This window comes from Pseudomonas sp. TMP9 (genome assembly GCF_037943105.1).
GTDB lineage: Bacteria > Pseudomonadota > Gammaproteobacteria > Pseudomonadales > Pseudomonadaceae > Aquipseudomonas.
In genome coordinates this window covers 2,891,074-2,912,955 of record NZ_CP149803.1, presented here as the reverse complement: position 1 = coordinate 2,912,955, position 21,882 = coordinate 2,891,074, and the positions used below count along the sequence as shown (strand labels likewise).

Annotated in this window: 18 protein-coding genes; 7 read left to right on the top strand and 11 right to left on the bottom strand. The window is 57.1% G+C overall.

Annotation, left to right across the window (positions count from 1 at the left end; all coding sequences use genetic code 11):
• Window positions 1-68: 68 nt before the first annotated feature.
• From WF513_RS13850 to WF513_RS13835, 4 genes are all read right to left on the bottom strand, one after another.
• Window positions 69-944 carry a restriction endonuclease gene (locus tag WF513_RS13850; protein WP_339079973.1) on the bottom strand — a complete coding sequence of 292 codons (876 nt, stop codon included), beginning with the start codon at window positions 942-944 and terminating at the stop codon, window positions 69-71.
• 271 nt (window positions 945-1,215) lie between these two features.
• Window positions 1,216-2,043 (bottom strand): NYN domain-containing protein, encoded by an 828-nt coding sequence (locus WF513_RS13845; RefSeq protein WP_339079972.1) that lies wholly within the window; start codon window positions 2,041-2,043, stop codon window positions 1,216-1,218.
• A 106-nt stretch (window positions 2,044-2,149) separates the two neighbouring features.
• On the bottom strand, window positions 2,150-2,935 hold the full coding sequence (locus WF513_RS13840; protein WP_339079971.1) for a transporter substrate-binding domain-containing protein: 786 nt from the start codon (window positions 2,933-2,935) through the stop codon (window positions 2,150-2,152).
• 287 nt (window positions 2,936-3,222) lie between these two features.
• A complete protein-coding gene (locus WF513_RS13835; RefSeq protein WP_339079969.1) occupies window positions 3,223-3,981 on the bottom strand; it encodes an SDR family oxidoreductase in 759 nt (252 codons plus the stop codon).
• A gap of 102 nt (window positions 3,982-4,083) precedes the next feature.
• Between WF513_RS13835 and WF513_RS13830 the strand changes: the two genes are divergently transcribed.
• The 5 genes from WF513_RS13830 (at window position 4,084) to WF513_RS13810 (ending at window position 8,554) form a co-directional block, all read left to right on the top strand.
• A complete protein-coding gene (locus tag WF513_RS13830; protein ID WP_339079968.1) occupies window positions 4,084-4,815 on the top strand; it encodes a DUF2470 domain-containing protein in 732 nt (243 codons plus the stop codon).
• A gap of 218 nt (window positions 4,816-5,033) precedes the next feature.
• Window positions 5,034-5,543, top strand: a complete 510-nt coding sequence (locus WF513_RS13825; RefSeq protein ID WP_339079967.1) for an FxsA family protein — start codon at window positions 5,034-5,036, stop codon at window positions 5,541-5,543.
• 213 nt (window positions 5,544-5,756) lie between these two features.
• Window positions 5,757-6,050 carry a co-chaperone GroES gene (locus tag WF513_RS13820; protein WP_339079966.1) on the top strand — a complete coding sequence of 98 codons (294 nt, stop codon included), beginning with the start codon at window positions 5,757-5,759 and terminating at the stop codon, window positions 6,048-6,050.
• Window positions 6,051-6,108: 58 nt separating this feature from the next.
• Window positions 6,109-7,752 carry a chaperonin GroEL gene (gene groL, locus WF513_RS13815; protein ID WP_339079964.1) on the top strand — a complete coding sequence of 548 codons (1,644 nt, stop codon included), beginning with the start codon at window positions 6,109-6,111 and terminating at the stop codon, window positions 7,750-7,752.
• A 574-nt stretch (window positions 7,753-8,326) separates the two neighbouring features.
• On the top strand, window positions 8,327-8,554 hold the full coding sequence (locus WF513_RS13810; RefSeq protein ID WP_339079963.1) for a hypothetical protein: 228 nt from the start codon (window positions 8,327-8,329) through the stop codon (window positions 8,552-8,554).
• 231 nt (window positions 8,555-8,785) lie between these two features.
• Here the strand turns inward: WF513_RS13810 and WF513_RS13805 are convergent, their stop codons facing one another.
• The 7 genes from WF513_RS13805 to WF513_RS13775 all read right to left on the bottom strand — a co-directional run bounded on the left by WF513_RS13805 (window position 8,786) and on the right by WF513_RS13775 (window position 20,199).
• Entirely contained in the window at window positions 8,786-11,836 is a 3,051-nt protein-coding gene (locus WF513_RS13805) for a multidrug efflux RND transporter permease subunit (protein ID WP_339079962.1), read from the bottom strand.
• An 83-nt stretch (window positions 11,837-11,919) separates the two neighbouring features.
• Window positions 11,920-13,050, bottom strand: a complete 1,131-nt coding sequence (locus tag WF513_RS13800; protein ID WP_339079961.1) for an efflux RND transporter periplasmic adaptor subunit — start codon at window positions 13,048-13,050, stop codon at window positions 11,920-11,922.
• A gap of 183 nt (window positions 13,051-13,233) precedes the next feature.
• Complete coding sequence (locus WF513_RS13795) at window positions 13,234-14,859, bottom strand: methyl-accepting chemotaxis protein (RefSeq protein WP_339079960.1); 1,626 nt, start codon at window positions 14,857-14,859, stop codon at window positions 13,234-13,236.
• Window positions 14,860-15,060: 201 nt separating this feature from the next.
• On the bottom strand, window positions 15,061-16,200 hold the full coding sequence (locus WF513_RS13790; protein ID WP_339083588.1) for a DUF1513 domain-containing protein: 1,140 nt from the start codon (window positions 16,198-16,200) through the stop codon (window positions 15,061-15,063).
• Between the two features lie 9 nt (window positions 16,201-16,209).
• On the bottom strand, window positions 16,210-17,271 hold the full coding sequence (locus WF513_RS13785) for an imelysin family protein (RefSeq protein WP_339079959.1): 1,062 nt from the start codon (window positions 17,269-17,271) through the stop codon (window positions 16,210-16,212).
• A gap of 10 nt (window positions 17,272-17,281) precedes the next feature.
• Window positions 17,282-18,697 carry a di-heme oxidoredictase family protein gene (locus WF513_RS13780; RefSeq protein WP_339079958.1) on the bottom strand — a complete coding sequence of 472 codons (1,416 nt, stop codon included), beginning with the start codon at window positions 18,695-18,697 and terminating at the stop codon, window positions 17,282-17,284.
• Window positions 18,698-18,876: 179 nt separating this feature from the next.
• Window positions 18,877-20,199, bottom strand: a complete 1,323-nt coding sequence (locus tag WF513_RS13775) for an imelysin family protein (protein WP_339079957.1) — start codon at window positions 20,197-20,199, stop codon at window positions 18,877-18,879.
• A 199-nt stretch (window positions 20,200-20,398) separates the two neighbouring features.
• On the opposite strand from WF513_RS13775, the gene WF513_RS13770 reads away from it, so the two are divergent.
• Together WF513_RS13770 and WF513_RS13765 are read left to right on the top strand one after the other, a co-directional pair.
• Window positions 20,399-20,971, top strand: coding sequence for a LemA family protein (locus WF513_RS13770; protein WP_339079956.1), 573 nt, complete (start codon window positions 20,399-20,401; stop codon window positions 20,969-20,971).
• A gap of 48 nt (window positions 20,972-21,019) precedes the next feature.
• On the top strand, window positions 21,020-21,871 hold the full coding sequence (locus WF513_RS13765) for a GIDE domain-containing protein (RefSeq protein ID WP_339083586.1): 852 nt from the start codon (window positions 21,020-21,022) through the stop codon (window positions 21,869-21,871).
• The last annotated feature ends 11 nt before the right edge of the window (window positions 21,872-21,882 follow it).

The window sequence follows — 21,882 nt, the reverse complement described above, 5'->3', positions numbered from 1 at the left end:
TTGTTGCTTAGGTGTTGATGGGTATGGCTGTGTGAACCTAGGCTACCGACTCATCCTCCGGGTGCAGCCTAAATATCTGTAGAATCAAAAAAATCATTATCCAAAATTTTTATTTCATAAGTGCTTTTGATTTGTACTCCGACATTAAACTTATGCATTAAATCTACAAGTTTGCAGCCGTCAATTAAAATTATAGAGTGGTGAGCGTTCCTTGCCTTGGTCTTTGCTTTTTCGTCAAAAGATGATGTTGTTACAAATATGCCTTTTCTCGTGTCACCGCTCATTGCGCCAATAAAATTCCTAATATCAGTCTCTCGAACTTTTGTTTCACTATATCGTTTTGCTTGTATGTATATTTTTTCTAGACCAAGCTGGTCTTCGTTAATGATCCCATCAATCCCGCCATCGCCTGACTTTGCTGTTTCAATAAATTCCCCATATCCCATTTTTTTAAGCAGTATCAGGATCATTTTTTCAAATGCGTAAGGATCTACTTCTTTAAGTTTTAAAAGTAGCTCATTTTTAACTTCACGCTCTATTTGTTCAAATCCGTTATCGATTAGATCCTGTGGGCTGGAGCTGTAGATGGTTACTGCTTTGGCTGTATTTTTTTCAGGTTCGTAAAAATTTATAACATCAGATTGAATTTTCTCCAGCGAAACATTTTCTTTTCCTGCGGATTTACCTTTTTCTGTTATCTGTACAAGTCCGCGTTCCGGGTACTGAACAAGCCCACCTTTCTTGAGATAAGATTTTCCCCACGCTATCCGGTTTTCTATTACGCGATCACCACTTTTTGTGATTTGACTTAGAAGCTCAATCGGCAGGTTGGAGTAATACTTTTCCTCGACTAATCGAATTAGTTCTCTGCCTTTTATGATTTTCTCATCACTTAATATTTCTAAAATAGGTAGAAAGGTTTCATTGAATTTTGGTAGTTCCATCGTGCTCTCGTATATTTTTCTAAGTCTGTACCTGATATTTGCTTGGCACGCATTTCGAAGGATGGGCAGAGCGTATCGATACGCAGCCATAATGGCTATTCAAAATTATCATTCACTGATCTATCCATATTTTGCCGCTCTCCCAGTTCTCTCGTAATGGCCTTGCCCACTACATCCGAGTCTTGCTGCGCTCGACTTTCCTTGATCCATCATTGCTACAGGACCAGTCGTGAAAGCCATCCCTGGCTCTGCTATTTATGTTCGGTGTGGATTATTTGCTTGGCTTTCGATTACGGACTGCTAGTGCTTGTCCGCCTGTAGGTGTTGTACCCAGTACCTGCAGTTCAAAACGCCCATTCTGCGCTTTGATCAGATCACTCAGTTTTCTAAATCCGTACATGCGTGAGTCAAAGTCCGAACGCAGTTTGCTGATATTGGAGCCGAGTACAGCGAGTAAGCACCAGCCGTCTTCATCCGAGTTGTCGTCGATCACTTTAACAATAAAATCCACCGGCACTTTCTGCGGTTTGACCTTGGTCGTTGTTTGCGGCGTGCTGGGCTTGCTTTCTGCTGTGCTGGCAGGTGCTGGTGCAGTGGCTGACGCGCCATTGCCGGTGCTTTCCAGTTCGGCGGGTTCGGCGTCGTTGCGCAGCAGTTCGGTGTAGATAAATTTGTCGCAGGCGGACACGAAAGGCTTGGGTGTTTTCTGTTCGCCAAAGCCGATGACTTCCAGCCCTTCTTCACGTAGGCGGGCGGCCAGGCGGGTGAAGTCGCTGTCGCTGGAAACCAGGCAGAAGCCATCAAAGCGCCGGGTATAGAGCAGGTCCATGGCGTCGATGATCAGTGAACTGTCGGTGGCGTTTTTGCCGGTGGTGTAGGCGAACTGCTGCATGGGTTGAATCGAGTGTTCCAGCAGTACCTTCTTCCAGCCGCCCAGTTGTGGGCCGGTCCAGTCGCCGTAGATGCGTTTAACGCTGGCGATACCATATTTGGCAATTTCTTCGAACAGGCTTTCGACGATTGCCGCAGAAGCGTTGTCGGCGTCGATCAGCACGGCGAGGTGTTTTTGTTGGCGTGGGGTCGCGATTTTGGCTGCCATATTTCGTCCTTGAATGTAGAGGCGCGACATTACTGCGAATGGGTATGGGTGCGCCAGCGCATCAGCTTTTGGTATTGGGCTCTCGGCGTATGTATAAGCTCTGGAGCTAGGGTGTTGTCGCTGTCTGCTCCCAGTCGGTGACCGAGTAGCGTTGCAGGATGGCGGCAAGCCGGCCTGTGCGGCGCATGTCGGCTAAACCTTCACGAATTATATTCATCAGGCGGGTGGCTTCTGGGTCGGCAGGGGAGAAGGCGATATGCAGGTCGGCGCGGTAACCGGGCAGCACGCCGGTGATTTGAGTGCGCTGGCCAAGGTCCATTTTGCTTACTTTAGCCTTGAGTACGTTGCAGTTATCCAGCACTAAGTCGATGCGCTGTTGCATCAGCATCAAGAGCAGGCTGCGCAGCGCCGATTCGCCCTTGGCTTGGTAAACTAATGGGTTATCGCTGCGTAGATGCTGATCCAACGGGCCGCCTGAGTCGTAGTGGTAGCCCTGAATGACGCCGAGGCGCTGTTGGTAGAGGTCGGTCATGTCGGTGAAGCGCCAGCTAGTGTCGCTGCGGGTTAGGAAGCAGGTGCTGTCTTCGCCCATCACCAATTGCAACCGCGGGTCGGGGGCGCTGTTGTAGGTGTTGGCCAGCAGAACATCTGCGTTGCCTTTGGCCACCATGTGCACCGCCCGTGACCAGGGTTTGATTTGGTATTTCACGGCAATCCCTTGGGCGGCAAAGATTTCTTCAAGCACCTCGACGACATAACCGGGTTTGCCGCTGGCGGCATCGCAGTTGTAAGGGCAGAAATCATCGCCCACCAAAATCAATGGCTCGGCAGCCTGCACATGCGCGGTGAAGAGGCTACAGAGCAGCACTGTTATTGCTCGCAAACTGGTCAATTGCAGGCCTCCATCTGGTGGGTGATTGCTGCGCAAGTGTGCCCGTTGGCTGCTTTGAGCGTAGCGACAGCGATGCCGGATGGCTATGGCGCATTTGTAGCGCTGCGCCGAGGATGGTCAGCGTGTTCGGCTCAGCTGCTATGAACCGCCGCTCAGGTGCTTTCTGGCAGGCATAAAAAAACCGACGGCAGAGCCCTGCCATCGGTACTTTATTACACCCGCTAAGCGCCAAACTGCTCAGGTGAGCAGCATCAGCCTTAAGGTGGGCTTTGCGGTGCAGGCTGCACTTACAGGCGCAGGCCGCCGTCCAGTTCCAGAATGCGACCGGTGTAGTAGTCGTTTTCTAGGATGTAAGCCACCGAGTGGGCGATCTCGGCAGGTTTGCCCATGCGCCGTAGCGGGATGACCGAGGTCATGCGCTCCAATGCTTCGGGCTTCATGCTGGCGACCATCTCGGTTTCGATAAAGCCCGGTGCCACGCCGGCAACGCGGATGCCGTAACGCGCCAGCTCTTTGGCCCAAACCACAGTGTCGGCTGCTACACCGGCCTTGGCGGCGGAGTAGTTGGCCTGGCCCATGTTACCGGCACGCGAGATGGAGGAGATGTTGATAATCGCGCCTTCGTTTTTCAGCTCGATCATCTTCGCCGCCACTTCACGGGTGCACAGAAACACGCCGGTGAGGTTAACGTCGATCACTGATTGCCACTGGGCCAGGCTCAGCTTGGTGATTTCGCCATCTTTGACCTTGATGGTCAGGCCGTCGCGCAAGATACCGGCATTGTTGACCAAGCCATTGATTGCGCCGAAGTCTTCAGCAATCTGTGCCACGGTCTGGGTCACTTGCTCTTCGTTGGCGACGTTGCACAGGTAGGCGCGGGCTTCGACGCCATGGGTTTTACAGGCGACCACGGCTTCATCAAGTTTTTCTTGGTTCAGATCAACCAGCGCCAGCTTGACGCCTTTTTCTGCTAGGTATTCAGCCATGGCCCGGCCTAGGCCTTGGCAGCCACCTGTGATGACGATGACTTTGTCTTTCAGTTGCATGTGCTTTCCCCTCAAGGTGTTGGGTGTAACCTTGCCGGCGCTGTAAGCAGTATTCTGCAGCGCCTGTCCGTTTGTGACGGATTCTATGCAAGGAGTCATAAGGTGAGCGTTAAAGCCGGCAAGCATGCCCGAGAATTGCTGCTCAAGGAATACCGGGGCGTGCTCAGCACCCATTCCAAGGCGATGCCGGGGTTCCCTTTCGGATCGGTGGTGCCCTACTGCCTGGATGCCGAAGGGTTCCCGCTGATGCTGATCAGTCGCATCGCCCAGCACACCCATAACCTCAAGCAAGACGCTAAATGTTCGCTGTTGGTCGGTGAGCGTGGCGCCGAAGATGTGCAGGCGGTGGGGCGGCTGACGTTGCTTGCGCACGCGCGGCAGTTAGAAGATGGCGCGCAGATTGAGGCCGCAGCGCAGCGTTATTACCGCTATTTTCCTGGCTCGCAGGACCATCACCGCGTGCATGATTTCGATTTCTGGCGCTTAGAGCCCGTGCGCTGGCGTTACATCGGTGGTTTTGGCGCCATTCATTGGCTCGATCAAGTGGCCTTGGCTAACCCTTTTGCCGGTGAAAGTGAAGCCAGCATGGTTGAGCATATGAATGATGATCATGTCGCAGCCATTGCTCATTATGTTGAGCTGGCAGGGTTGCCGAGGCACGCGCCGGCTGAGTTAGTCGGTGTCGACAGCGAGGGTTTTCATCTGCGCATTGCTCAGGGCCTCTATTGGCTGGCTTTTCCAACATCCTGTAACAGTGCCCATGAAGTGCGCCAGGCCTTGGTAGTGCTGGCGCGGGCCACTGTCTGGCCGACTGGCGATCAGGCTTCAGCTTGAATTCAGCTGAATGCCCCATACTTCACCTGTACTGGAAGCTGCTGTTCTATTTAGAGCGCGCCAACGGCCTGCTGCGCACCGGCTCTGCCGAGTTAAAGCGCATGTTGGTACACGGCGCTGAATGGCTCAATGACAGCGGTAAACTTCTTATCCTCGTTGGCTCTTGCCCTGCATGGCGCGAGTTTGCGAAACCGTAAACAGGCTCTAAGGAACCTCTGATGCGTTTTTTTCTGTTGTTATTTTTGCTCTTCCCCATTATTGAACTGGCTGTGCTGATACAGGTGGGCAGCGCGATCGGGGTCTTGCCGACGCTGCTGTTGGTGGTCGGCTCGGCGATTCTCGGTACTTTTCTGCTGCGGGTGGCGGGTGTGGCCACGGCTTGGCGTGCGCGAGAGAAGCTTTCCCGCGGCGAGTTACCTGAGCAGGAAATGCTTGAAGGTCTGCTGATCGCGTTGGGCGGTGGTTTGTTGTTGTTGCCAGGCTTTATCAGCGACATTTTCGGTATTTTTTGCCTGATCCCCTTCACCCGCCGCGTGCTGGTAAACAAAATACGCCTGCGTGCGGCGGAGCAGGCCATGCGCCAGCGTGCCTTTTTTGATGAGCAGCCCCTGCGCGCCGGTCCGGCTCGGCCTGGTGCGGCACAGCCTAGTGCTGCCAAACCGAATGCGGTCCAATCGAATGCGGCCCAACCCAATGTCCTGGAAGGCGAATTTGAGCGTCGTGAGTAAGCCCCTTCAGGCGCCCGTATGCGTAAAGATTTCGCCCTCAGCCCTTGAAATTCCCCCATACGCCCTTATGTAGCGGACACCGCAAGGTTTTCTGTCGCAAGGCAGATTCAGACTTCAGCGCTGCGCTTGGCGCAGTGCTACCGGCCTCGCCGGATTTTGCTAACCCGTCGGTGAAGACACCGGCTAAAAATTACCCACTGGGAGAGATCGACAATGAAGCTTCGTCCTTTGCATGACCGCGTCGTAATCCGTCGCAGCGAAGAAGAAAAGAAAACCGCGGGCGGCATCGTGCTGCCAGGTTCCGCTGCTGAAAAAGCTAACAGCGGTGAGATTCTTGCTGTTGGTACCGGCCGCGTGCTGGACAACGGTGAAGTGCGTGCGCTGGCCGTTAAAGTCGGTGACAAAGTGGTGTTTGGCCCTTACTCGGGCAGCAACACTGTCAAAGTTGATGGCGAAGACCTGCTGGTAATGGCTGAGAACGAAATTCTCGCTGTTGTTGAAGACTGATTTCTGCGCCCGTCGCTACGAATTCCGCTCTATTTGAACGAATCAAGGATTAATCATCATGGCTGCTAAAGAAGTTAAATTCGGCGATTCCGCCCGTAAGAAAATGCTGGTTGGCGTTAACGTCCTGGCTGACGCAGTAAAAGCGACCCTCGGCCCTAAAGGCCGTAACGTTGTGATCGAGAAGAGCTACGGCGCGCCGACCATCACCAAAGACGGCGTTTCCGTTGCCAAAGAAATCGAGCTGAAAGATCGCTTTGAAAACATGGGCGCTCAGCTGGTTAAAGACGTGGCTTCGCGCGCTAACGATGACGCAGGCGACGGCACCACCACCGCCACCGTCCTGGCTCAAGCCATCGTCAATGAAGGCCTGAAAGCCGTCGCTGCCGGCATGAACCCAATGGACCTCAAGCGCGGCATCGACAAGGCGACCATCGCCATCGTTGCTGAGCTGAAGAACCTGTCCAAGCCGTGCGCTGACACCAAAGCCATCGCTCAGGTCGGCTCGATCTCCGCCAACTCCGACACCTCCATCGGCAACATCATTGCCGAAGCCATGGAAAAAGTCGGCAAAGAAGGCGTGATCACCGTTGAAGAAGGCTCGGGCCTGGAAAACGAACTGTCGGTTGTTGAAGGCATGCAGTTCGACCGTGGTTACCTGTCCCCGTACTTCATCAACAAGCCAGACACCATGGTCGCCGAGCTCGACGGCCCGCTGATTCTGCTGGTTGACAAGAAAATCTCCAACATCCGTGAGCTGCTGCCTGTTCTTGAAGCGGTGGCCAAATCCGGCCGTCCGCTGCTGATCGTGGCTGAAGACGTTGAAGGCGAAGCCTTGGCGACTCTGGTGGTGAACAACATGCGCGGCATCGTTAAAGTGGCTGCCGTGAAGGCGCCAGGCTTTGGTGATCGTCGCAAGGCCATGCTGCAGGACATCGCTGTGCTGACTGGCGGTACCGTTATCTCCGAAGAGATCGGCCTGAGCCTGGAAAGCGCCACTCTGGAGCACCTGGGTAACGCTAAGCGCGTCATCCTCAGCAAAGAAAACACCACCATCATCGACGGTTCCGGTGTTCAAGCTGACATCGAGTCGCGCGTTCTGCAGATCCGTAAGCAGATCGAAGACACCTCGTCCGACTACGACAAAGAGAAGCTGCAAGAGCGTCTGGCCAAACTGGCAGGCGGCGTTGCGGTGATCAAAGTCGGTGCCGGCACCGAAGTTGAAATGAAAGAGAAGAAAGCCCGCGTTGACGATGCCCTGCACGCTACCCGTGCAGCCGTTGAAGAAGGCGTTGTACCTGGCGGCGGCGTGGCACTGGTTCGCGCTCTGCAGGCCATCAGCGAACTGAAAGGCGAGAACGCTGATCAAGACGTTGGTATCGCACTGCTGCGCCGTGCGGTTGAAGCACCACTGCGTCAGATCGTGGCCAACGCCGGCGGCGAGCCAAGCGTAGTGGTCGACAAGGTCAAGCAGGGTTCGGGTAACTTCGGCTTCAACGCCGCTACCGACACCTACGGTGACATGATTGAGATGGGTATTCTCGATCCGGCCAAGGTCACCCGTTCGGCGCTGCAAGCTGCCGCTTCGATCGCCAGCTTGATGATCACCACCGAAGCGATGATTGCTGAAGTGGTTGAAGACAAGCCGGCTGGTGGTGGTATGCCAGACATGGGCGGCATGGGCGGTATGGGCGGCATGATGTAAGCCAGCCCGGCCCCTAGCAGGCCGCCGCTAGGCGGTTTGCATGTTGTAAAGAAAACCCCGTGCTTGCCACGGGGTTTTTATGTTCTGCGATAACGTCATTTCTTAGTTTGATCAGCCCCCGCTTTCAGCCCGTTAATCAGCATTGTGTGAATGTTGCGTACAAGCGCGTCCTGTTTCTGATCCCGCCTAAAAACTCCTCCACCTCGCAATCAGAACTGATCCTGCGCTTACGGTTAGACACCCGCCCTGAATCATCCTTGCCCGCCTAGGTAACGCCGAGCTTTTGAGTTGGCGCTGCGTGTCACCTGCGCCGGTTCATTCTCTGCGTGGGCTAACTCCCTCTATAACCGCCACGTGAGGCGGCGCAACTAAGTTATTGGGTGGCTGGAACCATTGGCGCGAATGCGGTTCAGACGCCTGGCGTATAAGTCATGTGTTGGCTAGACATGGGTTGAATTGGGCCGGCTGGCACGGTGATGGAGTAACGACCGTTGGTCGCTGAACAGCGCGCGGGAATATCAGTGGTCTAGGGTTAGCAGACAACGTTTGACTGCGCTATCAAGAGGTTGCGGTGATGAAGCTAGAAATTGCACGAGGTTTTTTCTTGGTCGGTGCGCTTAGCGTGGCCTCGTTCGCGGCGGCGGCTTGGCAGGAAGCCAGCCCGCAGGTTATCAACCTCGACGAGCAGCTAGGCTACTGCCCGTTACCCATGCAGGTGCGCGCTACCGAAGCGTTGCGACCCGATCACGACCTGCTGCTGTTTATGTTCAGCCTGTCCCAAGGTGCGCGATCGCAGGGCTAGTCTGCTCAAGCGTTTGTCGGAGGCTTTATCAGGTCGATGCGGCGAAGCGGATAGGCCGCCGGCTGTGCCGCTCTAGGGTGGCGCCTCAACCAGCTGAATTATCGCCGCTCACTTGCTTCCCTAGCCCGCAAAAGCGAGGGGATTGATTGCATTCAGTAGACGTATGAGTCGGCGAAATCGCCTACCCGGCAGCTCTTTTTTGTGGCCTGCCATCCTTGGCAGGCCTTTGGCTTAGCGGTGCGTTTGCGTAGCTTTAGGTGCGGCGTCGGGTTGCGCCAGCAGGCTGTATACGCAGGGCAGCACAAACAAGGTGAACAGCGTGCCGATCGACATGCCAGTGGCGATCACCAAGCCGATATCAAAGCGGCTCACCGCGCCGGCGCCAGTGGCCAGAATGAGTGGCAGCATGGCGAACACCATAGCAGCGGTGGTCATCAATACGGGGCGCAGGCGAATCGCCGCGGCCTCTTCGACGGCTTCTCGGCGTGACAAGCCCTTCTCACGTCGCAATTGATTAGCGAACTCGACGATCAAGATGCCGTGCTTGGTGATTAAGCCAATCAGCGTGACCAGGCCCACCTGGGTGTAGATGTTCATGCTCGAGAAGCCCAAGAACAGCGGTATCAGTGCGCCACAAATCGACAGCGGCACTGTGACCATGATCACCAGAGGGTCGCGAAAGCTTTCGAACTGCGCCGCCAACACCAAAAAGATCAGCGCCAGCGCCAGGCCGAAGGTGATGTACAGCGCGTTGCCTTCCTGCACCAGTTGGCGCGAGGCGCCGGCAAAGTCATAGGCAAAGCCGGCTGGCGCTTCTTCTTGCATGATCGTGGTGATCGTCTCGATGGCTTCACCCATGCTGACGATGGGTACACCTTGGATGATCGCCGAGTTGAGCTGCTGGAACTGGGTGAGCTGGGTCGGCCGGGCGCGATCGCTGACCTTAACTAACGTCGACAGCGCCAGCATCGCGCCACTTTCGCTCTTCACGTAGTAGCTGCTCAGCCACTGCGGGTTGTCGCGGAAGGGCCGCTCGACTTGGGCAATCACTTTGTAGCTGCGACCGTCGATGGTGAAGCGGTTGATCTCGCCTTCACCGAGCAGGCTGGCCAGGGTCAGGCCGAGGTCTTCCATGGACACACCCATTTGCGCGGCTTTTTCGCGGTCGATTTCCACCACCACTTCGGGTTTGTCGAAGGCCAGGTCAACGTCAAGGAAGGCAAACTTGCCCGAGGCCACGGCGCGTTGTTTGACCTTCTCCGCCACCTGCAGCAGCGACTGGTAGTCGCTGGGGGTGTTGATCACAAATTGGAAGGGCAGGCCGTCACCGGTACCCGGCAAAGAGGGCAGGTTGAAGCCGAAAATCTGCAAGCCGGCAATTTGCGACAGACGGCTTTGCACCTCCGGCAAAATCTCCATTTGGGTGCGTTCGCGCTCGTCCCATGGCGTCATCAAAAAGCCGCCGATACCGGATTGCACGCCGCTGGTGCCGTTGATCTGGAAGGAGGAGTAATACTCCGGGAACTCCTTAAAGATGGTCACGAACTCGTCGGTGTACTTATTCAAGTAGTCGAGGTTGGTCGGCTGCGGTGCATTGGCGATCATAAAAATGATGCCTTGGTCTTCCTCTGGGGCCAGCTCACTTTCGGTGAATTTGAGCAGTACGGGGATCAAGCACATCACGATTACCGCAAAAACCAACACCACTGGGCGGGTGTCGAGGGTGCTGTGCAGAGCGCGCTGGTAGCGTTGCTTGAGGCCGTTGAAGATCTGGTCGAGCTTGTGCGATAAGCCGGATGGGTTCTCGTCATGGCGCAGCAACTTGGCGCACATCATCGGTGACAGGGTCAGGGCGACGATGCCCGAGATAATCACGGCACCGGCCAGGGTTAAGGCAAACTCCTTAAACAGCGCTCCCGTAAGCCCTTCGAGGAAGCCGATTGGGGCGTACACCGCCGCCAGAGTAATGGTCATCGACACCACCGGGACGGCAATCTCGCGCGCGCCTTCAATCGCCGCATCGAAGGGGGTTTTGCCGTCTTCGATATGCCGGTGGATGTTCTCCACCACAACGATGGCGTCGTCCACCACCAAGCCGATGGCCAGCACCATCGCCAGCAGCGTGAGCAGGTTGATCGAGTAACCCATCAGCTGCATAAAAAACAGCACACCGATCATCGAGAGCGGGATGGTGATCACTGGGATCACCACCGAGCGGAAGGCCCCGAGGAACAGGAACACCACGACGATGACGATCAACACCGCCTCAAACAGGGTTTTCACCACCTCGTCGATGGACGCTTGAATAAACAGCGTTGCGTCGTAGGCAATCGACACCTTGAGGTTCGGCGGCAGCTGCGACTCAAGGTCGGGCATGACCTTGCGCACTTCCTTAATTACATCCAGCGGGTTGGCGCCGGGTGTGCCCTTGATGGCGATATACACCGAAGGCGTGCCATCAAAAGAGCTGATGGAGTCATAACTTTCTGCGCCCATTTCCACCCGCGCCACATCGCGGATCAGTACGCGGGTGTCGCCTAGGGTTTTCAGCGGGATGGCAGCAAATGCGTCGGCTGACTTGAGGTCGGTTTCGGCGTTAATGCTGGTGACCACGTACTCGCCTTTCACCTCGCCCGCGGCGGACAGGAAGTTGTACTGGCGCACCGCATTGTTAACGTCGCTGGCGGTCACGCCGTAAGCGGCCATCTTCACCGGGTCGAGCCACAGACGCATGGCAAACACTTGGTTACCGAGAATTTCGGCTTCAGCCATACCCGGCAGGGTGGCCAGCTTGGGCTGGATAACCCGCGAGAGGTAGTCGGTGATCTGCGGGTTGGACAACTCCTCGCTGTAGAAGCTGATGTACATCAGCGCCGTGGAGTCGGCGGCTTCTTTGCTCAGTACAGGGTCTTGGGCATCCTGCGGCAGCTGGTTTTTCACCTCGTTGGCCTTGGCCAGCAATTCGGTGAATAAACGGTCGCTGTTGGCGCCAATGCGCGCATAAATCGAGATGATCGACACATTCTGTCGGCTCACCGAGGTCATGTAGTCGATACCGTCGGCGCTCGCGAGGCTCTGCTGCAGCGGCTGGGTGATGTAGCCTTGAATAGTCTCGGCATTGGCCCCGGGATAAGCCGTGGTCACCGTGATCAGTGCGTTTTCCATCTGCGGATACTGGCGGATGGTGAGTTTGCTGAACGCCTGGAAGCCAAGCAGGATGATCAACAAACTGACCACGGTCGCCAGTACCGGGCGACGGATAAAGGGATCAGTAAAAGCCATAAATAAATTCCTTTGCAGCGCCGGTCACTTTGCGCCGTTGCGCCGCTGCCTACGTTGCGGGTTCGACGTTATGCAGCAGCCTGTTACTCGTCGCTCGGCTTGGCCGGTGCGTTGGCGATGCTGACATGGGCACCGTTATCCAGTTTCAGCTGGCCAGCAGAGACCACCCGCTCACCGGCTTGCAGGCCTTTACTGATGATCACTTGGCCCTCGCGACGCTCGCCCGTCTCAACAAAACGCCGTTCCACGCTCAGCTCGGCCTGGCCGTTTTCATCTTTGATCACTTGGTCGCTCTCATCTTTTTTCTCGTTGATGAGGTACACCGAGTTGCCGTAGAGGGTGAAGTTGATCGCCGTTTCCGGCACGACCACCACCTGCTCATCACCGGGCAATAGCACCTCTATATTGGCGAACATGCCAGGCAGCAATTTGTTCTCGGGGTTGGCCAACATGGCACGCACTTGCACGTTACGCGTGGTGTTTTCGACTTTGGGGTTAATCGCGCTAATTTCACCCTCAAACACTTCGCCTGGGTAGGCCGCGACCCGGAAACGCACACGCTCAGCAATGGCCAGCTTGGGCACCGCTTGCTCCGGCAGGAAGAAGTCCACGTACAGCTTGCTCAGGTCCTGCAGGGTGGCAATGGTGGTACCGGAGGCCAGGAAGTCGCCGACATCGACCTGACGGATGCCGATGGTGCCGGCAAACGGTGCCAAGATGCGTTTCTTGGCCAGTTGCGCTTGCAGTTGCGCGACGCTGGCATCGGCTTTTTGCAGGCTGGCGGCAAGGCGGTCGAACTCGCTCTTGGAGATGCTCTGGCGGTTGATCAAGCTGCGGCCGCGCTCATATTCCACCCGCGCTAACCCTAAGTCTGCTTGCGCGGTGGCCAGGTTGGCTTGCTCTACATCGCTGTTCATCTGGATCAACGGTTGTTCAAAACCGACGTTTTCACCCGAGGTAAACAGCACCTTTTGCACGGTGCCACCGACCTCAACCGTCAAGTCGACGCCTTGGAATGCGATAAGCGTGCCGATGGCCGGAATACGGCTCTGCCATGGTCGTTGTTCTGCCGTTGCAGCATCAATGCTGATAGCCGGCTGCGGTGCCGAGAACGTCTGCACTTGCTGATAAATGGAATAGCCTTTGTAGGCGGCGAGGGCGAGTACCACAACGAGTACGGCGCCGAGCATAAACAGCATGCGACGGAGCAACATATTCCGGTTCCTTGGCAAGGCGGAGAGGGGCCTGGGAATAGGCAAGTGGGGCACAGTAGACCTCGTGTCGAGGCCTGTCAAAGATTGGCATTTGTGCAAAGCGGCGGTGTAAAAAATTCCTACTGAGTCAGGTTTTAAAAAAAATGCCAGCTGCGGCTGGCATTTTTTCTTATCTAAAGCGACTTATGCACTTAGGCGTTGGGTGACCTCGTTGAGCTGGCTGGACAGTACCTGCAGGTTTCCCCCAGCACGTTCGGTACGTAGTACGTTTTCCTGGTTTGCCGTGGCAATGGCAGTGATCTCTGTGAGGTTACGTGAGATGTCTTCGGCCACCGAGGTCTGCTCCTCAGCAGCAGTGGCGATCTGCCGGTTCATATCACGGATCGCCTCCACGGCCTGAGTGATCAGCTGTAATGTGGCACCCGCCTCAGTGACCCGGGTCACGCCTTCCTCGCTGCGCTGCTGGCCGCTCTGAATGGCGCGCACCGCATTGACTGCCCCCGTTTGCACCGTATCAATGATCTGATGAATCTCAGCAGTGGATACGGCCGTGCGCTGGGCAAGGGTACGGACCTCGTCAGCAACGACCGCAAAGCCGCGTCCTTGCTCGCCCGCCCGCGCTGCTTCGATGGCCGCGTTTAGCGCCAGCAGGTTGGTCTGCTCGGCGATGCCGCGAATCACTTCCAACACTTTGCTGATACGTCCAGTGTCGCTTTCCAGGCGGCGAATCACTTCGGAGGTGTTGCTGATTTCACCGCGAATATCAGTAATGGTGCTGATGGTCGCCTGCATAACCATTTCGCCCTTACGGGCCGCGTTGTCAGCAGCATCGGCAGCGCTAGAAGCCTCGACTGCATGGCGAGCAACTTCCTGGGCAGTAGCAGACATTTCATGCATGGCTGTGGCCACCTGGTCGGTGCGCGAAAATTGTTCACGAGTGCCCTGAGCCATTAGCGTGGCAATGGAGTTGAGTTCGCCGCTGGCCGTATCTAAATCGACGGTACTGCGCTTCAAGCGGGTGAAGGTGTCTGCTAGAAAATCACGCAGGATATTAGCGGCCACGGCCAGCTTGCCCAGCTCATCCTGGCGAATGGACTCAACATGTTTGCCGAAGTTGCCCTGGCTGAGTTGGGCGATGTGTTCGATTAATTCGCGGATTGGGGTAATCAGGTTACGGTTGATTAGCCACAAGCCGAACAGCCCGATAATAACTGTGGCGCCGAGCATCAGCAGAGTGCCCAAGATAATCGTGCGATCAGCTGCAGCGTTGATCAGCGTTGCCTGCTCCAACCCCTGTTTATGCAGTTCGATGGCCAGTGCTTCCATTTGCTGAGCCGTGTTGCGGTCGATGCCTGATACCGCTTTGTCACCGATACGAAAGTCAGCGCCTGCGGCAAGATAGGCATCGCGGCCTTTGCGGTAATTCACCCCAAGTATCTGGTGCTCATTGCGCAAGTTATCGATCTTGGTTTTGAGGGTGCGGTCGTTAACTGCCAGTTCACTCAGTTGCCCCAACTGGTCCTGCACGTTGCGCTCCTGCGCCTCGAACTGACCCCAGAATTTGTCGAATTGAGCCTTGTCACTGCCCCGCAGCAAGACGTTCTTCCATTCCTGAACCTGAGTCTTGAAGTTCAGATTGGTCGCGTCAATTCGCGCCGATTTCTCTAATGGCCCGGCCAGCAGACCTTGGTAGGCCTGCATACCGTTGGACAGGAAGCTAAAGCAGGCCAGCGCCGTCACCAGAATCAGTGCCAGGCTTGCGCCGAGTAGGGCGAGTATTTGCGCACGCAAGGATGTTTTCAGGAACATGGTGATACCCCTAAATGTGGAAGGCGGGATGCCTGAGACATCAAGTGCGCCTTACGGCAAAGATTCCCCCTCGACAGCCGATCGAACGGGGCGTGATAAGCGATCACGCAAAAGTATAGATCGGCTCTGCGACGGCGTTCTTTAACATGTTGTGTATTGTGTTTCAGGCGTGCAGGTGGGGGGTAAGTTCACGCCTACCGGCTAGGCTACGCGCAAATGGTTGTCCCATAACCCTGCGGGCAGTTGCAGGGGGTGGCTGACAATGCGTGCAGGGCGGCAGTTATACAGGCGGCAACGGCCCACGCCGCTGCTGACGACAAAGCCGTCACTGACCGCACCCACGCCGGCGCAGTCGGCCACGTGCGCATCGAGGCGCAGTTCGGTGCTGTCTAAATCCCAGATAAATACGCGGTTGCCGCGCGGTGCAGTCAGGGCGAGCAGGCGCAGTTCGCTATGGATCGCCACGCTGGCGGTGTATTGGCTCATCAGCTGGCGCTGCGCTTCGGCCACTGGGAAGTGCTGAAAGGCATGGCCGGGGCGTTTAATCGCAAGCAGCGGTACGTTATCGCTGAACTCGCCCATATATTGCTGGCCGGTGACAACGGTGCCATCGCTGGCCACGGCCATATGGCGCACGCTGTTCATCTGCTCGGGCAGTTGTTCTTTACTCACCAGGCTGCCATCGCGGCGCAGCAGCACCAGGCTCGACTCCATACTGCTTAGGTTCATCTCAACGCGGCTGTCGGCCTCGGTGCGGATGCCGCCGTTGGCCACCGCCAGGGTTTCACCGTCTGGCAGCCAGAGCAGCTGATGCGGACCAATGCCGTGGGTCGACAATTCGCTGCTGCGCAGGAGTTGTTCTCCTTGCAGGCGGTAGACGCCGAGCACACCGCGACCGGGTTCAGAGGTGTCGTTTTCGGTGGCGTACAGCCATTCGCCGTCTTTGTGAAACACCGCATGGCCGTAAAAATGGCGCTGCTGGGCTGAGCGTAAGGTTTGCAGCAGGCGGCCGTCACGGGTGTCGATCAAGTAGCTCTCGGTACTTGGCCGGCGCCCAACAAACAGTGCCATGGGCAAAAACGGATGGGCGATCACATCGTGGCAGCGTTCGCCAACTGGCGTGGCGAATGCTTGGCTGCCGTCCAGCCGATAGCCGACCGCGAAATGCTTACCGGCGCTGTTATTCCGCGCCGACAGCAGCAGCGGCTGTGCGCCCCCATTAATAAGCGTCCAACCGGCCAGCGTGTTGCCGATCAATGCTGTCGCAGTGAGTGACGTGGCGGCCACTGCCGTGGCGGCCACGGCGGCTGCACTGAGGCCGAGAAAGGCGCGGCGGTTGATCTGCATGGTTCAGTCGCCGTCATGGGCGTTGAAGCCCAATTGAATGCCCAAGGTTTTCGCCAGTTCGGCTTCATGCAAGCGATGCAGAGTGCTCAAACTGTCATACAGAGCGCTGAGTTCGGCGCGGCCGGCTTCGTCACCGAGCAGTTCAGCGAGTGGGCGCTGGGCAGCCGCTAGGCGCTGACGGGTGTCGCTGTAGGCGACGTTGATACGTTGTTTTAGCGCGTCTTGATCACTGCCCAGTAGCGCTTGGATACCGTCTTGTTCGGCGCCCAGCCACATCCGTTCAGCGCTGGCTAAGCTGGCCGCGAGGTTAGTCAGGCTGGCGTTGCTGCGCCATGCTTCGGCTTGATAAGGCTGCGGCTGACCATTACTTTGCCGGCCCATGGGCGTGCCGAGTTTCTTTTTCAGTCCATCAATGGCACTGACGTGGGTGCGCAGCAATTCCGCCACCGCTTCCGGGGCTTCTGCGAAGCGCGCATTGGGGAAGTCCTTTAGCTGCGCCGCCATGCCGTCTTCACTCTGCCAGCTAGCAAGTACATCGGCCGCGAGGGTTTGCTGGTGTTGGCCAATGGCCACGAGCAGCGGGCAGTAGCGGGCTTTTTGCTCGGCGTTGTTTAGGTCAATCGCCGAATCAAACAGCAGGTATTCATAGGCAGTAAGGCCTTGCACCACGACGCTGGATGTATCCAAGTCAGCCGGGGTTAAGGTAGGTTTCTTGCTGACCAGCGCTTCAACCTGACGCGCGACCAGGTTCTTTTTGTCAGGCCAAAATTGCACCTGCCAGGCGCGGTTACCTTCCGCCAATGGGCCGAGCAACACCGGTTGTACAGCGGCCCAAGCGCTCTGCGCGCTGGCAAAGGCTTGGCGCGCTTGGGCAAGGCTTTGCTGGTTGGTGCAGAAGGCTTGGCCACTGCTCGCCAGTTGGCGGTCGGCCTCATGCCACGCACTGTAAATCGGCAGCACCACGCCATCGGTCAGCGCGCGGCTGACCTGTTGCTGCGGGTCCGCTGGGCTGCAGGCGGTGAGTGTCAGGCTGAGTAAAGCTAAGCCTAGGGGGGAGCGGTTCATCGGTGACTCCTTACAGCGAGTTCAGGAAGGCCAACAGCGCGTCGCGCTCATCAGCGTTAAATGTCAGTACCTGTTGTTTGGCGGCTTCGGCTTCACCGCCGTGCCAGGCAATGGCCTCCAGCAGAGTGCGGGCGCGGCCGTCATGCAAAAACTGGGTGTGACCATTAACTGTTTCGGTCAAGCCGATGCCCCACAGCGGTGGGGTGCGCCATTCGTTACCCGTGGCGAGGAACTCTGGGCGGTTATCGGCCAAGCCTGGGCCCATGTCATGCAGCAGCAGGTCGGTGTAGGAGCGGATCACTTGGTTGGCCAGCTCGGGCTCAGCCGCGTCCGGGGCTGTGGTGAATTTCGCGGTGTGGCAGCCCTGACAGCCGGCCTGATAGAACAGGTTTTTACCGGCTAACACCGACGGCGTATCAGCATCGCGGCGCGCCGGTACGCCGAGGTTACGGGTGTAAAACAGCACGTTGGCGAGAATGTTATCGCTGACTTCCGGTGCACCGCCATTCGCGGCATTGCGGCAGTCTGTTTGCGTTTCGCTGCAATTGTCATGGCTGATCAACGTGCTGGTCAGGCCCATGTCGTTGGCAAAAGCATCCGCATTTTGTTGATTGAGGTTTGGTTGCCCGGCCTTCCAACCAAAGCGGCCGAGCACGGTACGCTGCTCTGCGTGGTCCCAGACCTGGTTGGCGCGCCCGGAAATACCATCGCCGTTGCTATCCTCGGGGTCGGCATTGGCCAGGATGGCCGCCTCAGGAATCGCTTCCAGTAAGCCAAGGCCGATCATCGGCGGGGCGATTCGGGCCGAAAACAGCGTGTCGGGGTGCAGGGCGCCGTAGCCGAGTTGGCTGATCTGCAGCGTAGGCTTGCGCAGCTCTACCTGCAGGCCGTCAGCAAACCTTACATGCTCGCTGCTGTAGCTGACGCGCACCTTGGCTTCTGGAGTAATGCCGGGGTTGGCTGTGTCCTGCAATTGGCCGCCGTAGGTGGGTTCGGCCAGTACGCCGAGGCGTTGAATAATGGCCGCATGCTCGCTGCCAGCTGGGATCGACAGGCGCACCAGCATCGACACTGAACTGAGCGCATCCGCGGCAGGCGGGTGGCCGCGACCGTCTTTAATGTGGCAGTTCTGGCAGGCGTTGGTATTGAACAGCGGGCCAAGGCCATCGCGCGCGGTGGTGGTGGCCGGCGCGCTGACCCAAGGGTTACGGAAGAAGCTGTTACCGACGCTGAAATCTAAGCGTCTTGAGGGTGCCAGGTTAGCCGACGGCAGAGAGAAGGCATTCTGGTCAGTTTTGCGCACGGTAGCGCTGCCGGCAGACAAGGCTTCGCCGGGTTCCGCTTGGGTGAAGCGTGGAGTTTGGTCGCAGGCCGTTAGCGACAGTCCAAGGGCCAGTAATAATGCGAGGCGACACGGCGCAAACATGCATGAACATCCGCAGCAGAAAACAGTGACTAAACATTAACAGCCCGTCACTGTTTAAATAAGACGGATTTGCATTATCAATGGTGACTAAAAGCCGCAGCTATTAAAAAGCCGCGCCTCTTTGCAGGGGTGCGGCTTTTGAGCGGGCATCGCTGACGCGCAGCGAGTCAGCGTTTTGATCAGAAGCTGTGGTCAGCGGTGTCTGGATTGAGATCACCGATGCCCAGCTTACCGGCGGCCTGCTCGATGGCGCTGGTCTGTGTAACCAGTGCGGCGATTGCATCACGGACGATCTGCTGGCCATCGCTGTTGTCGGCGGCGATCAGTTGGTCGAAGTGCTGACCATTATTGGCGCTGTCGACCAGTGCCTGCAGTTTAGCTTCAGTGGCCGCGAGGTCGGCTTGCAACGTGCTGTCGGCAGCTGCGTCCAGCGTGGCCACCATCGACGACAGGCTTGGGCCGGTCAGGGTGCTGCCATCAACTTTTTTGTATTCGCCCAAGTAGACGTTACGGATGCCTTTGGCGTTGTAGAAGTGCGAGTTGTGGGTGTTGTCGCTGAAGCAGTCGTGCTCGTCTTCGGTGGAGTTGGCTTCCAGCGCGACCTTCATGCGCTCGCCGGCCAGCTCACCAAGGGACAGGCTACCCATACCAAAGAGCATTTTGCGCAAGCCGTTTTCGGCTGACTCAGCTTCAAGCTGGGCGCGGTAGTTGCTCGCGTTACCTGGCTGCCATTGCACGACCATCGCATCCAGGTCGCTAACCAGCAGGTCAGTCGCCGCTTTGAGGAAGGCACCGCGGCGCTCATTATTGCCACCGGTTGCGCCCTCACCGACCACAAAGTCGCTGGCCGGGCGCTCGCCGGCACCTGGGTTGCTGCCGTTGAGGTCTTGGCCCCAAAGCAGAAACTCGATGGCGTGGTAGCCGGTGGCGACGTTAGCTTCGGAGCCACCCAGTTCATTCAGGCTGGCGAGCAGTTCTGGGGTGATGGTGCTGGCGTCGAGTTTATCTTCGCCGACTTGGATTTCAGTATTGGCGATGATGTTGGCGCTGGCGCCCGGGTTGCCCAGGGCATATTGGTAGTCTTGGGCAACGTAATCAATCAGGCCTTCATCCAATGGCCACGCGTTCATCTGGCCTTCCCAGTCGTCGACGACGGCATTGCCAAAGCGGAACACTTCACTTTGCATGTACGGCACGCGCGCCGCCAACCAGGCAGCGCGAGCCGCGTTTAAGGTGTCGGTATTCGGGTTGGCGAGCAGGGCATCAACCGCTGCTTGCAAGGTTTTACCGGTGCTGGCGGCATCGCTGAATACGGCCAGTGCCAGTTCTGCGTAGTGGCTGACCACCGCGTTACCCGCGCGTTGATCAATCTGGCTGGTGGCCGCTGCGCTGTTGGCAGCTGGTGCGGCGGCCTGGCGGGCGGACGCTGTATCGTCACCACAGCCGGCGAGAGAAATGGCGAGGGCAAGCAGGCTGGCCGAGGCTAGGGGCATACGAAGCATGGTGAAATCCTGTGCAAGTCAAAGTGAAGTGTCCGAACAGACGGGCGCATAAGCTAAAACATAATGCGAAATATTATCATTTTGCGCAAAGGCTGGTTGCGGTTTTTCACTGAACGCTGTGGGTAAAGTCTGCGCCAGGCCGCATTGATAGGGCTAAAATGCGCCAAAACCGTCTTTAAGATCCGTTCAGGAGTTGCCCATGAGCCTTACCAGTGTTGTGATTATTGTGCTGTTGATCCTGCTCGCGGCTTACGCTGTGATGCTCTACAACGCGCTGGTGCGCTTGAAGCATGGCGTCAGCAAAGCCTGGTCGAATATTGATGTGATGCTTAAGCAGCGCCATGAAGAACTGCCCAAGCTGGTGGAAACCTGCAAGCAATACATGCAGCACGAGCGCAGCACGTTAGAGGCGGTGATTGCCGCGCGCCAAGCGGTTTCTAGCGCCCAAGCTAAAGGTGATATGAATGCCCTCGGCAAGGCTGAAACAGGTTTGCGCGCCGGTCTTGGTCAGTTGTTTGCGTTGGCGGAGAACTACCCGGAACTGAAAGCCAATGAAAGCTTCCAGCACCTGCAGCAGCGTATCAGCGGCCTGGAAAACGGCATCGCCGACCGCCGCGAGCTCTACAACGAGGCGGTTAACCTTAATAACGTGCGCATTGAGCAGTTCCCCGATGTGCTGATTGCCCGTGCCTTTGCCTTCAAAGAAGCGGTGCTGTTGCAATTTAGCGAAGGCGAAAAAGCCGATGTAAACCTCAAGTCACTGTTTGGTTAGGTCGTGGATATTCAGGGACAGGTGATCGCTTTAGCCTGCAGCGCGGCGATGAGCGCGGGCGGGGCTTGGTGGTTTTTACAGCGTTTCTCTCAAGCTCGGCATCTGCTCGATACGCCCACCTCGAAAATTCGATCAGCGGCCCAAGGCTATGTCGAATTCTACGGTGTGCTACGTGACAGCGCCGACCCACAGCTACTCGGCCCGCTGACTCACACGCCTTGCCTGTGGTGGCGTTACAAGATCGAGGAATACACCTCCAACGGTAAAAAACGCAGTTGGCGGACGTTGGAAAGTGCCAGCAGCGAAGCGCTGTTGCTTCTGCACGACAGCACGGGCAGTTGCCTGATTGATCCGCGCGGCGCGCACGTGCGGCCGCTGACCCGCGTGGTCTGGAAAGGCAGCTTGCGCCACCCCCTCGGCGCGGCAAAAACTGGCTGGCGCGCGCTGTTCAGCAATGACCAACGCTATCGCTACACCGAGGAGCGCTTGCATGTCGACCAGCCGCTGTATGCCATCGGCGACTTTCGCAGCAGCGGTGGCGGGCGTCAGGGTTTTGATTTATCGGCAGCGCAAGGCACTGTGATTCGAGAATGGAAGGCCGATTTTGGCGGGTTACTGCAGCGCTTTGATAGTGACGGCAATGGCCAGTTAGATGAGCGCGAATGGCAACGCGTGCAACTCGCTGCCAGCCTGGAGGCTGAAGATCGCCATCGCCTGCAGAGCACTCAAGCTGAGCAGCATCATCTGGCCAAACCACGTGAGGCGCAGCCGTTTATCCTTTCCTGCGCCGGCGAGGATGAATTGGTACGCCAGTTTTATTGGCAGGCGGCGGGCGGTGTGTTGTTGTGTGTGACCGGTGCGCTGGCTACCGCTTGGTTGCTGGGCGTCACTCACTTCTAACCGAATAACCC

Coding starts and splice junctions, on each gene's coding strand:
- WF513_RS13850 (WP_339079973.1), bottom strand. CDS start 944: ATGGAACTACCAAAATTCAATGAAACCTTTCTACCTATTTTAGAAATA.
- WF513_RS13845 (WP_339079972.1), bottom strand. CDS start 2,043: ATGGCAGCCAAAATCGCGACCCCACGCCAACAAAAACACCTCGCCGTG.
- WF513_RS13835 (WP_339079969.1), bottom strand. CDS start 3,981: ATGCAACTGAAAGACAAAGTCATCGTCATCACAGGTGGCTGCCAAGGC.
- WF513_RS13825 (WP_339079967.1), top strand. CDS start 5,034: ATGCGTTTTTTTCTGTTGTTATTTTTGCTCTTCCCCATTATTGAACTG.
- WF513_RS13820 (WP_339079966.1), top strand. CDS start 5,757: ATGAAGCTTCGTCCTTTGCATGACCGCGTCGTAATCCGTCGCAGCGAA.
- groL (WP_339079964.1), top strand. CDS start 6,109: ATGGCTGCTAAAGAAGTTAAATTCGGCGATTCCGCCCGTAAGAAAATG.
- WF513_RS13810 (WP_339079963.1), top strand. CDS start 8,327: ATGAAGCTAGAAATTGCACGAGGTTTTTTCTTGGTCGGTGCGCTTAGC.
- WF513_RS13805 (WP_339079962.1), bottom strand. CDS start 11,836: ATGGCTTTTACTGATCCCTTTATCCGTCGCCCGGTACTGGCGACCGTG.
- WF513_RS13800 (WP_339079961.1), bottom strand. CDS start 13,050: ATGTTGCTCCGTCGCATGCTGTTTATGCTCGGCGCCGTACTCGTTGTG.
- WF513_RS13795 (WP_339079960.1), bottom strand. CDS start 14,859: ATGTTCCTGAAAACATCCTTGCGTGCGCAAATACTCGCCCTACTCGGC.
- WF513_RS13785 (WP_339079959.1), bottom strand. CDS start 17,271: ATGAACCGCTCCCCCCTAGGCTTAGCTTTACTCAGCCTGACACTCACC.
- WF513_RS13780 (WP_339079958.1), bottom strand. CDS start 18,697: ATGTTTGCGCCGTGTCGCCTCGCATTATTACTGGCCCTTGGACTGTCG.
- WF513_RS13775 (WP_339079957.1), bottom strand. CDS start 20,199: ATGCTTCGTATGCCCCTAGCCTCGGCCAGCCTGCTTGCCCTCGCCATT.
- WF513_RS13770 (WP_339079956.1), top strand. CDS start 20,399: ATGAGCCTTACCAGTGTTGTGATTATTGTGCTGTTGATCCTGCTCGCG.
- WF513_RS13765 (WP_339083586.1), top strand. CDS start 21,020: ATGAGCGCGGGCGGGGCTTGGTGGTTTTTACAGCGTTTCTCTCAAGCT.